General features: G+C 44.6%; 9 protein-coding genes. 5 read left to right on the top strand and 4 right to left on the bottom strand.

Annotation, left to right across the window (positions count from 1 at the left end; translation table 11 throughout):
- The first annotated feature begins 195 nt into the window (after positions 1-195).
- Both nhaB and dsbB read left to right on the top strand, forming a co-directional pair.
- Positions 196-1,788, top strand: coding sequence for a Na(+)/H(+) antiporter NhaB (gene nhaB, locus ACED46_RS00045; RefSeq protein ID WP_136973544.1), 1,593 nt, complete (start codon positions 196-198; stop codon positions 1,786-1,788).
- Between the two features lie 427 nt (positions 1,789-2,215).
- Positions 2,216-2,731, top strand: a complete 516-nt coding sequence (gene dsbB / locus ACED46_RS00040; RefSeq protein WP_029235613.1) for a disulfide bond formation protein DsbB — start codon at positions 2,216-2,218, stop codon at positions 2,729-2,731.
- Positions 2,732-2,852: 121 nt separating this feature from the next.
- On the opposite strand, the gene ACED46_RS00035 is transcribed toward dsbB, so the two are convergent.
- Positions 2,853-3,473: a YecA family protein gene (locus tag ACED46_RS00035; RefSeq protein ID WP_017062164.1), complete on the bottom strand. Its 621-nt coding sequence runs from the start codon at positions 3,471-3,473 to the stop codon at positions 2,853-2,855.
- 175 nt (positions 3,474-3,648) lie between these two features.
- Here ACED46_RS00035 and dusC point away from each other — a divergent pair, with 175 nt between their 5' ends.
- Positions 3,649-4,605: a tRNA dihydrouridine(16) synthase DusC gene (gene dusC, locus ACED46_RS00030; RefSeq protein WP_371720691.1), complete on the top strand. Its 957-nt coding sequence runs from the start codon at positions 3,649-3,651 to the stop codon at positions 4,603-4,605.
- A 125-nt stretch (positions 4,606-4,730) separates the two neighbouring features.
- Here the strand turns inward: dusC and ACED46_RS00025 are convergent, their stop codons facing one another.
- From ACED46_RS00025 to yfbV, 3 genes are all read right to left on the bottom strand, one after another.
- Entirely contained in the window at positions 4,731-6,197 is a 1,467-nt protein-coding gene (locus tag ACED46_RS00025; RefSeq protein WP_017069188.1) for a sensor domain-containing diguanylate cyclase, read from the bottom strand.
- Positions 6,198-6,448: 251 nt separating this feature from the next.
- Positions 6,449-7,414 carry an ABC transporter substrate-binding protein gene (locus ACED46_RS00020; RefSeq protein ID WP_017062167.1) on the bottom strand — a complete coding sequence of 322 codons (966 nt, stop codon included), beginning with the start codon at positions 7,412-7,414 and terminating at the stop codon, positions 6,449-6,451.
- 302 nt (positions 7,415-7,716) lie between these two features.
- On the bottom strand, positions 7,717-8,169 hold the full coding sequence (yfbV, locus tag ACED46_RS00015; protein ID WP_017062168.1) for a terminus macrodomain insulation protein YfbV: 453 nt from the start codon (positions 8,167-8,169) through the stop codon (positions 7,717-7,719).
- Between the two features lie 341 nt (positions 8,170-8,510).
- On the opposite strand from yfbV, the gene ACED46_RS00010 reads away from it, so the two are divergent.
- Both ACED46_RS00010 and pta read left to right on the top strand, forming a co-directional pair.
- Positions 8,511-9,707, top strand: a complete 1,197-nt coding sequence (locus ACED46_RS00010; protein WP_017062169.1) for an acetate kinase — start codon at positions 8,511-8,513, stop codon at positions 9,705-9,707.
- A 147-nt stretch (positions 9,708-9,854) separates the two neighbouring features.
- A complete protein-coding gene (gene pta, locus ACED46_RS00005; RefSeq protein WP_371720689.1) occupies positions 9,855-12,020 on the top strand; it encodes a phosphate acetyltransferase in 2,166 nt (721 codons plus the stop codon).
- Positions 12,021-12,115: the final 95 nt, after the last annotated feature.

Below are 12,115 nucleotides of genomic sequence, written 5' to 3'. Positions count from 1 at the left end.
CTAAGAGTAAAGTTGCGCTCAAAAATAAGCAGTGCTTGAGTTTCTAAGGGAGTGACTTGGCAAGACCACAGAACATTACATGGAATGTAGTTTTCCTAAGTCACTGTTAGTTATAGTTTTTAACAATTTCTATAGCTCGATTCTCAAAATGTTGTATTGCTTGTCTATTCATAATCAACATAAAAGAGTATTAACATGCCGATGTCTCTCGGAAACGCTTTTATCAAGAACTTCCTTGGTAAAGCTCCTGATTGGTATAAACTTGCCATCATTTCCTTTTTAATCATCAACCCGTTTGTTTTCTTCCTAGTTGACCCATTTGTTGCGGGCTGGCTATTGGTGGTTGAGTTTATTTTCACTCTAGCTATGGCTCTCAAATGCTACCCACTTCAACCGGGTGGTCTATTAGCTATTCAAGCAGTCGCCATTGGCATGACCAAACCAGAAATGGTTTATCACGAGCTGCAAGCAAACCTTCCTGTATTACTCTTGCTCGTATTCATGGTTGCTGGCATTTACTTCATGAAAGAACTGCTTTTGTTCATTTTCACGAAGATCTTGCTTGGCATCCAATCTAAAATTTTACTCTCCGTTGCCTTCTGTGTTGCTGCCGCTTTCTTATCAGCATTCCTAGATGCACTAACAGTAATCGCCGTAGTTATTAGCGTTGCGGTCGGCTTCTACTCTATCTACCACAAGGTTGCATCAGGCAAGGGCACAACGTCTTCGCACGATCATACTCATGATGAAGAGATCTCAGAGCTAACTCGTGATGACCTAGAAAACTACCGTGCTTTCCTACGTTCACTGCTAATGCACGCTGGTGTGGGTACAGCACTGGGTGGTGTAATGACCATGGTAGGTGAACCACAAAACTTGGTAATTGCTAAGCAAGCAGGTTGGGAGTTCGGTGAATTTATCATCCGTATGCTGCCAGTAACACTACCTGTTTTCTTCTGCGGTATTTTAACTTGTGCACTTGTCGAGAAATTCAAAGTGTTTGGTTACGGTGCTCAACTACCAATGAATGTTCGCCAAATCTTAGTTGAGTTTGACAACAAAGAACGTGCAAACCGCACAAAGCAAGACGTAGCAAAACTATGGGTTCAAAGTGCAATCGCAGTTTGGCTTATCGTCGGCCTTGCACTTCACGTTGCTGAAGTAGGTTTGATTGGCCTGTCTGTGATCATCTTAGCTACAGCATTTACGGGTGTTATTGAAGAACACTCTATGGGTAAAGCCTTTGAAGAAGCGCTGCCATTTACTGCACTTCTTGCCGTTTTCTTCGCTGTTGTTGCTGTGATCATCGACCAAGCTCTATTTAAGCCAGTCATCGATGCAGTACTTCACGTTGAAGATAAAGGCGCACAGCTCGCACTCTTCTATATTGCCAACGGTATTTTATCGATGGTTTCAGATAACGTGTTCGTCGGTACGGTTTACATTAACGAAGTGAAAACTGCACTGGTTGAAGGCATCATCACTCGTGATCAGTTCGACCTACTTGCTGTTGCTATCAACACTGGTACTAACCTACCTTCTGTTGCAACGCCAAACGGCCAGGCTGCATTCCTATTCCTATTAACATCAGCACTTGCTCCGTTAATTAGATTGTCTTACGGTCGCATGGTTATCATGGCGTTGCCATACACCATCGTATTGGCACTGGTTGGCCTAGCAGGCATTGTGTTCTTCGTAGAGCCAATGACAGCATGGTTCTATGATGCAGGTTGGATCATTCAACGCACTGGTGAAGTCGTTGCTCCAGTTATCTCTGGTGGTCATTAAGCTAAACATTGTGTCGCAAACCACAATAAGTGTGTCGAGGGCGTGTTGACCTTTCGAGCTGATTTTTGCAGCGAGTTGCTGGGTATTTATACAAGGCAGAGGCTTTGATGTGTAGCTAGCCTACATGAGAAGCCGATAACGTAGTAGAAATGACCAGCAAACACTGCCCGAAGGGTTCGAGCTGGGCGCCCCCGCAAAAAGCGTTTTACTCTTTGTTGAGGGGGATTTGCTTAGAATGACTAGGCTACTTCCCCCTCGCCGCGATTAAAACGCTTTTATCTCGAACAAAATTTAATCGCGAAAGGTCAACACGCCCTAGCTAATCAAAAATATTAGTTGATTAGGAAACTTATCCAAGATAAAAAGCTCTGAGTAATCAGGGCTTTTTTATTTTATAGACAGGATTCAATTCGTGAACTTTTTAGCAATGATCAAAGACTTCTCTAAGGGACGTTTATCTTGGCTTTTACTGCTGGCTTTTATTGTCTTTTTTGAAGCGTGCGCTCTCTTCTTCCAACACGTGATGATGCTTGGTCCTTGCGTGATGTGTATCTATGAGCGCGTTGCTATGCTCGCTATCGGTGTTGCCGCCATGATTGGTGCGATTGCCCCGAATAACCCAATATCACGCTGGTTAGGCCTTGCTAGCTGGGGATTTGGCGCATACAAAGGTTTGATGCTTGCTTTAGAGCACGTCGATTACCAGTTCAATCCGTCCCCTTTCGCAACCTGCGACTTATTCGTAACCTTCCCTAGCTGGGCGCCTTTAAACCAATGGGCTCCGTGGATGTTTGAGGCTTACGGCGATTGCAGCAAGGTTGTGTGGCAGTTCTTCGATCTTTCTATGCCTCAGTGGCTAGTAATTATCTTTGCAGGTAACTTGGTTGCTTTCGGTATTGTGGTTATTTCTCAATTTGTGAAGTCGAAAAAGGACTTGCAGTAAGCCGTTGACACTTGGACAACAAAAAAGTCGACCACGAGGTCGACTTTTTTATTACTTAAGCTTTTGAACATATTAAGAGAGTCTGTTATTCACACAAACTAAGTTGCTCAACAAGCCGTGATTAGCTGCTTTTACCGCAGCATTGTTTAAACTTCTTGCCGCTTTCACAAGGGCAAAGGTCGTTTCGACCAATGTCTTTAAACGGGTTCACGCTCTGGGACTTATTGCCCAACATAGCTTCATCCGCTGCCATTGCCACTTCTGAGATCATCAGATCGACTTGACCCACTAAATCGGCAAGCGATGGTGGGTTAGTAAGCCCTGCAGCGATCATTTGTTGTTGAGTTTGCTCTTCATCAATCGCAAGCATCAAGGTGGTTAAGAGCGCTTGCAACATGCGCAGAGTACCATCCGCGACTGTCACGCTCTGCCACTGCTCTTCCACTGTTGGCCAAACCATCATGAAGCCTTCAGAAAAATCAGCGAACTGTTCGTTAAAGTCACCTTCAGCCAGTACGTCTGTTAATAGGTATTCATTACGCTGAATCAGGTTGTGCTGGCGATTAATCTGTTCTGTCACCGTTGTTACCAGCTCTTTACCCGCTTCAGGCGCAACGATAACCAGCCACTCTTCTGGATCGAGTGGTTTGGTCGCTAAGTTAGAGGCAAGGATTGCACCTTCCATAAACTGCGGAGTAATGTCAGTGATTGATTCTGGTAGGCTTAATAATTGATATGTCATGAAAGCTCTGGATATTGGGCATTTTCGATATTATAACGCCATCCTCCCAAAGATGTCGCTATTAAGAGACGAAACCATCATTAAGACATGCACCACACTCATAGTGACAATTCTGTAAGCACACCGTACAATCACGCCTCGAATTTTTCGGTTCATTCAGTTTTGGTAAAGCAACATGCGCGTAATACTTGGCCCTATGGAGGGCGTTCTAGACCACCTAATGCGTGAAATTCTCACAGAGATTAATGATTACGATCTCTGTGTGACAGAGTTTGTGCGCGTCGTAGATCAACTTCTTCCCCCGCATGTGTTCCACCGTATTTGCCCTGAGCTACATCAAGGCTCTCAGACCATGGCTGGTGTGCCAATCCATCTCCAACTTCTAGGGCAACACCCAAATTGGATGGCCGAGAATGCTTTTCAAGCTGCTAGCTTAGGCGCGAAAGGGATCGATCTTAATTTTGGTTGCCCAGCAAAAGCGGTCAACAAAAGTAATGGTGGCGCTTCATTGCTAAAAGAGCCAGAGCTCATCTATCAAGTGGTGAACGCCTGTCGAGAAGCGGTACCGGCACACATTCCTGTGTCCGCAAAGATTCGATTAGGTTGGGAGCATCCGGAAGAGTGCTTTGAAATCGTCGATGCCATCGAACAAGCCAAAGCTGACGAACTCACCGTGCATGCAAGAACCAAAGTTGGCGGCTATAAAGCCAGCGAAATCAAATGGGACTTCATCAATCAAATAAGAGAAAAAACATCTCTGCCGTTGATTGCTAATGGGGAGGTCTGGAACTATCAAGATGGTCAAGATTGCATAGAAGCAACAGGCGTCGATTCATTAATGGTCTGCCGTGGTGCTTTCAATATTCCAAACCTTGGTAACGTCGTTAAGCACAACCACCAGAAAATGCCGTGGGATAAAGTCATTGAACTTTTGCTGCGCTATTCAGAGTTTCAAATTAAAGGGGACAAAGGCATGTACTACCCCAATAGAGTGAAGCAGTGGTTTGTTTATCTAAGTAAAGGCTACCCTGAAGCGAACGAACTGTTTAAAGAAATTCGTACTTTCAAAAAGGCGCCACCGATTGTAGAACGCCTTCAGCGTTATCAAGAAGAACGCCGCCAACCTGTTTAAGATTATGTTTAGGGTTAAATACCCAACGCTACAAACGTGTTTACCGGTGCAAATAAGCTTTGCTTGGTAGACACGTTCCCTCTTTCATTTTCATTTTCATACAAAGCATCGATTCAATAACGTGGTTAAAATTTAAGACGGTCTTTGCCCGTCGTCTTAGCCACGTACAGCTTTTCATCGGCGTACTTAAATATCTCATCGAAGTTAAGTTTACTTTGCTCAGTTTCAACAATGCAGACACCGCCAGACACCGTAAATCCATTTGGAATAATGTCGGCTGAAGTGGAACAAATCGCATTCTTCACTCGCTCTAATGTTCTCATCAAAGTTTCACGATCTTCGCCTTTCATATAAACGACAAACTCTTCACCGCCAAACCGTGCTGCAACGTCACTGCTTCGAATACTGTTGCTGATCTGACGCGACATATAACGAATCACATCATCCCCCTTATCGTGGCCGTAGGTGTCGTTAATTGACTTAAAATCATCAATATCGAAGACGGTTAATGCAAACAGTTGATCGTGCTCTACACTGCGCCAGAACGCTTCTAAGCCACGACGATTCAATAACCCTGTCATAGGGTCTTTGGCTGCGAGATCTTTGAAGTAACCACGTTCAATATTGGAATTGACGTAGAAGAAGATGGTTACTGAGAACAGATACACAATGATGGCAACAATAAGGCTGTCTTTCTCGTAGACGAAAAAGTGCTCAACCTCTTTCGCGATGTCTAATTTGTAATACATCGCATGGTGAGACGAGACACCATCCAGTTTGATCTCGTGATAAAAAGCCGCAGAATCTACCGGAGTCGCTAAAGTGGTATCAATGATATCGATCCGACCTGCAAGATGCTCATTCGAGTTTGCGAGCAGCTTGTCAGCATTAATATCCACCGACAGCATCCCTTGGTGAACGCCTTTATGGAATACAGGGATCGTCATACTGATTATACGGTCAAGGGAATCAAAACGATAACCAGGGCCTGAAAGGGTAAGTTGGTCAGGGTTGTTGGCTGTTTTCTGCCAATAAGGACGACTCTTTATGGTCGAGAGTAACTCTTTGCTCAGCCCTTTGGCAAAACCTTCAGGTGAAGAGATCACATAGCCGCTCGTATCAATAAAGTGCACGCCGGCATGGTATTCATCAAGCTGGGATAAAAATGAAAGAATAGGAGCTAACGCTATTTTTTCTGACGCGCTCTTATAACTATCACTGCTTTCAGAACAAAGAGACTCTTGACCGATTAGCATATAGTCGATATCGACAGAGGGAATGTCTGAGGTTTTACCGTCGGCAAGTAGCAATACATCAATAGGCCAAATTTGGCAAAGACCATCCACAACATGTTTGTTGTGATCAAGAAAGAGAGGGTTTCCTGATTTATAATAGTTGGAGAAGCTGTAGTCTAGGGCTGTCGCCACTTTTGTGGTTCTTTTGAACACATCTTCAATACGATGAAACTCACTACTGATATCTTTTTCTACCGCGTCAAAATGATTCTTTCCTATTAGGCCAAGTAACATCGCGGCGATCACAGCGGGAAACCCGAAAACAAAGGTTAGGCTAAAGTGCCTATTTACTTTCATATAATGTGCTCTTAGCGTTCAGCTATTTTCATTTTCCCCATTAATATTATTACATTAATCGGCAATTCGCTCGACGTAAAATAATGTAAATTGATATTAACGACACACCTAACGGTCAAATAACCGCTTACAAATGAATAAAATAGAGAAGCGCCAACATATAGAGCAGGTGAGTTTGTTATCTGAGCCCATTTCAATGCTGTTAATAATATGACTTATGGCCTATTAGCTCACCTAACACCAAACTCAATTCACCGGCTAATGACCGCACGCTCAATCACAGATTGAGGCACTGTCACGCCAAGCTCACGAGCAGCATCTAGGTTGACCACCAGCTGAGAACTCTGCGCAGTTTTGACACTCAACTTCCCGGGCTTCTGTCCTTCCAGAATGGCTGCGACATAATCCGCGGTCTGAACCCCAACATCATAATAATCTAGACCTAAACCAGCAATCGCTCCCTTTCCGACATAAGATGTGGCGCCTGCGACGACTGGCGTATCTGCATGGTTAGCCGCTTTGATAAGACCCTCCATGCCGCTTGCAACCGTATTATCGGTCAAGGCATAGATAACATCGGACTTCTTAGCAATGGATTCTGCTTTTGCTTCGACATCGTCAACAGTCAGCGCTTTTTCGGTGTGAAGTGTATAACCGAAATCTCGAGTTGCCTTTCTCAATAACCCAACTAACGCAACGGCATTTGCTTCTGCTGGGTTGTAAACTACACCGATTGAATTAGCTTCAGGGAGCAGTTCTTTGATTAATGACACATGCTGAGTGATCGGAGATAAGTCAGAAAGCCCCGTGACATTACGCCCCGGCTTTTCTAATTGTTTAACGAGCCTAGCGCCGATAGGATCCGTAACCGCGGTAAACACGATAGGAATCGAGCGAGTCGCCGACACTAAGGCTTGTGAAGTCGGTGTCGCGATACCAACAAGTACATGTGGATTTTCACTGACGAGCTCTCTGGCAATCTTGGCTGCCTGAGCCGGGTTACCATTCGCCATTTCATAGGAGAATTCTAAGTTCTTACCGGGTTCATAACCATTGGCTCTCAATCCTTCAAGAAGCCCTAAACGTGTCGCATTCAGATCTGGATGGTCAACAACTTGTGAAACCGACACTTTGGCAACGTTTGCCATTGCATTGCCAGTCCATAGCAACATCAAGCAACTTAAAACCGCTGCCAATACCTTTCTTACAGAACTCATTATCGCTCCCTGAATCAAGCTCTACCCGTCATTACTCGCTCAAAGAGAACAACATCAAAATCACTATTGACATTATTACCAGTAACCATTGATAACTTGAAGTGATATTTAACAAAAATACAACAAGGCTCGAGTTATGTGAGAAAGGTTATATTGACTTCGGAGGAAGGTAAGAAACCAAGTGAATAAGGACAGGTAAGCTAAACGGAAAGTAAGCGAGGTAACAAAAAGAGGAGCAAATCTGAGAACAAGCTATAGAAGATGAATAGTTGTTCTCAGACAAGAGGGAGAGCTGGGATTCTTTAGAACCAACGCTCCATTGAGGATTTATCTAACTGACGAAAGGCACGATTTAAAATGATTGCCAATTCTTTATAGCGAGGGCGCGGCTTCATAGGCTCTAACGCAAAACCCGTTTCAGTGATCTTTTCATGCAGTTCGCGGTACCACGATACTAGCGCCGGCGGAAGTTGTGTATTTGAGCGATTGCCCAACCACCACATACCTTGTAGCGGCAAGCTGATCGCAAACAAAGCCATAACCACAGCCTGTGGCATCGCTTGGTAATTATTAAAGACCATTTGTGTAAGAACACTGATAGCGGCAATCGCAGGCATCACTTTCACGCCAAAACGGGTCGCTTTAATAATGCGTTGTTCTGGGAAGATCGCGTTTAACTCTTTTCGGACGGGCCAGAGATCCATGTACTTTTGGCCATCTTTTAAACTACTAGCTAAACCAACTCTATTGCTCATATGAGTCTCCCATTAAAAAAAAGTTGAAATCATCAACTAAAAACACAAAAATTTGACGAAAAATAATATTCTTTCAAATTTTTTTGTTATATTTGCACAATATCGCTATTATTTGCAGACCTCAATCTCATTGTTGCCCTTATTTACAATTTAAGCAACTTTGAGAAGACTTCTGCAAGGAATGCACAAGCCTCTTTTTGATAAAGAGCGCTTTCACTTTATACGGAAATTAACGTTTTTTTGACCAAGGTTAGTACGCAAGCCTATGTGCTTCGACTATTCTTGAGATTAATTTTCATCCTTAACTGATTTCGATCAGAAAAATAAACAGGTAGTCATTAATGTCTAAGCTAGTTTTAGTTTTAAACTGTGGTAGTTCTTCTCTTAAATTCGCTGTTGTTGATGCAGAAACAGGTGCAGAGCACCTAACTGGTCTTGCTGAGTGTCTAGGTCTTCCAGAAGCTCGTATGAAGTGGAAACTTGATGGCAAGCATGAAGCACAACTAGGCGCGGGCGCAGCTCACGTAGAAGCACTATCTTTCATGGTAGAAACTATTCTTGCTTCTAAGCCTGAGCTTAAAGCTAACCTTGGCGCTATCGGTCACCGTATCGTACACGGTGGCGAGCAGTTCACTTCTTCTGCACTTATCACTGATGAAGTTCTTAAGGGTATTCAAGACGCTGCGACTTTCGCACCTCTTCACAACCCTGCTCACCTTATCGGTATCGAAGCGGCTCAACAGAACTTCCCTGGTCTACAAAACGTTGCTGTTTTTGACACTGCGTTCCACCAAACAATGCCTTCTGAGTCTTACCTATACGCTCTACCGTACAACCTGTACAAAGAGCACGGCATCCGTCGTTACGGCATGCACGGTACTTCTCACCTATTCATCACTCGTGAAGTTGCAGGCCTACTAAACAAGCCAGTTGAAGAAGTTAACATCATCAACTGTCACCTAGGTAACGGCGCTTCTGTATGTGCAATCAAGAACGGTAAATCTGTAGACACTTCTATGGGTCTTACTCCTCTTGAAGGTCTTGTAATGGGTACTCGTTGTGGTGACCTAGACCCTGCAATCATCTTCCACCTACACGACGCACTTGGTTACTCTGTTGAAGAAATCAACAACATGCTAACTAAAGAGTCTGGTCTTGCTGGTCTAACTGAAGTGACTTCTGACTGTCGTTTCGTTGAAGACAACTACGGTGAGAAAGAAGAAGCAACTCGTGCAATGGACGTGTTCTGTCACCGTCTAGCTAAGTACGTAGCTGGTTACACTGCAACTCTAGAAGGTCGTCTAGACGCAATCACTTTCACTGGCGGCATCGGCGAGAACTCAGGCCCAATCCGTGAAATGGTTCTTAACCGCCTAGGCATCTTCGGTATCGAAGTTGACGGTGAAGCTAACCTTAAAGCTCGTTTCGGCGGCGAAGGTACTATCACTACAGCTAACAGCCGTATCCCTGCAATGGTTATCTCTACTAACGAAGAGCTAGTAATTGCTGAAGACACTGCGAAACTAGCAGGTCTTTAATTGATTTTCCTGACTAGCTTCATTCGAAGCTAGTCAGTTTTTCATATCAAGAAAATGGGGCTCAACTTCTATTCCTACCCCAATTTAAATATCGGTGGGAATAGCAGTTGAGCTTTTTTTATTTCCAATAGTCAAAGGTGTTCGTCAATGTCACGTACTATTATGCTTATCCCTACAAGCGCTGGTGTTGGTCTTACTAGTGTTAGCATGGGTGTTCTTCGCGCTATGGAGCGTAAGGGCGTAAGTGTTTCTTTCTACAAGCCAATCGCTCAGCCTCGCAGCGGTGGTAACCAACCAGATCTAACGTCTACTATCATCAGCGCAAACAGCGACATTAAGATTGGTGAGCCAATCGCAATGACTAAAGCTGAAGCTTTGATCGGTAGCGAAAAAATGGACGAGCTTCTTGAGTCTGTTGTTGAGCAATACAACAAGATCAACAAAGACGCAGAAGTTACGCTAATCGAAGGTCTAGTACCTACTCGTAAGCACCCATTTGCTAACCAAGTGAACGCGGAAATCGCAAAAACACTTGGCGCGGAGATCGTATTCGTTGCGACTCCTGGTACTGACAACCCTACGCAGCTTAAAGAGCGTATAGAAGTAGCATGTTCTAACTTCGGCGGTACTAAGAACAAAAACATCAAAGGCGTAATCATCAACAAGCTTAACGCTCCTGTTGATGAGGCTGGCCGTACTCGCCCTGACCTATCTGAAATCTTTGATGATGCAGACAGCGCTCAGCAAGCGAACCTTGAAGTAATGCAAATCTTCAACTCTAGCCCTATCCGTGTTCTTGGCTGCGTGCCATGGAGCATCGATCTAATCGCAACTCGTGCGGTTGATATGGCTAAGCACCTTAACTCTGAAATCGTTAACGAAGGTGAAATCTCAACTCGTCGTATTAAGAGCATCACTTTCTGTGCACGTTCTCTACCGCACATGATTGAGCACTTCAAACCAGGCTCACTGCTAGTAACTTCTGCAGACCGTCCTGACGTTATCGTTGCTGCGGCTCTTGCTGCGAAAAACGGTGTTGAGATTGGCGCAATCCTGCTTACTGGCGGTTACGACATTCCAGAAAGCATTGCTAACCTTTGTGCACCAGCATTCGCTTCAGGTCTACCGATCTTCAAGGCTCAAGGTAACACTTGGCAGACATCTCTAAACCTACAGAGCTTCAACCTAGAAGTTCCTGCAGACGATAAAGAGCGTATCGAGTTCGTTAACGATCACGTTGCAAGCCACATTGATGGCCCTTGGATTGATTCTCTATCTGAAGGTACTCAAGGCATCCGTCGTCTAAGCCCACCAGCATTCCGTTACCAGCTAACTGAATTTGCTCGTAAAGCGGCTAAGCGCATCGTTCTTCCTGAAGGTGATGAGCCACGTACAGTTAAAGCTGCGGCTATCTGTGCTGAGCGCGGTATCGCAACGTGTGTACTTCTAGGTAACCCTGAAGAAATCCGTCGCGTTGCAGCGCAGCAAGGTGTTGAGCTTGGCGCTGGCGTTGAGATCATCGATTCTGCATCAGTTCGCGAAAACTACGTAGCTCGTCTAGTAGAACTTCGTGGCGCTAAAGGTATGACTGAAGTTGTTGCTCGTGAGAAGCTAGAAGATTCAGTATTCCTAGGTACTATGATGCTTGAAGCTGGCGAAGTTGACGGCCTAGTTTCTGGTGCTGTTCACACAACGGCGAACACTATCGTTCCTCCGTTCCAGATCATCAAGACTGCTCCTGATGCTTCTATCGTATCTTCGATCTTCTTCATGCTTCTGCCTGATCAAGTTCTTGTATACGGTGACTGTGCGATCAACCCAGATCCAACAGCTGAACAGCTTGCTGAAATCGCTATCCAATCTGCAGATTCTGCTGCGGCATTCGGTATCGACCCACGCGTTGCTATGATCTCTTACTCTACTGGTGAATCTGGTAAGGGTGCAGACGTAGATAAAGTACGTGAAGCAACGAAACTTGCTCAAGAGAAGCGTCCTGATCTAGTGATCGACGGTCCTCTACAGTACGATGCAGCAATCATGGAAAACGTAGCCGCTTCTAAAGCGCCTAACTCTCCAGTTGCAGGTAAAGCGACAGTATTCGTATTCCCAGACTTAAACACGGGTAACACGACTTACAAAGCTGTACAGCGTTCAGCAGATCTAGTATCTATCGGTCCAATGCTTCAAGGTATGCGCAAGCCAGTAAATGACTTGTCTCGTGGCGCTCTAGTAGACGATATCGTTTACACAGTAGCTCTAACGGCTATCCAAGCAGACCAAGCTGCGCAAGCTGAAGAAAAAGTAGTTAACTAATTTTCTTTTTCAGAAAGCAAAAACCCTAGATGTTTATCTATAATGCCGATCGTTTAAGAAGACTTGAACGATCCTGCAGTTAGCAGATAATCCCC

The sequence above is a fragment of the Vibrio sp. 1S139 genome (assembly GCF_041439475.1).
GTDB lineage: Bacteria > Pseudomonadota > Gammaproteobacteria > Enterobacterales > Vibrionaceae > Vibrio > Vibrio crassostreae_C.
This window is presented reverse-complemented; position numbering and strand designations above follow the sequence as displayed.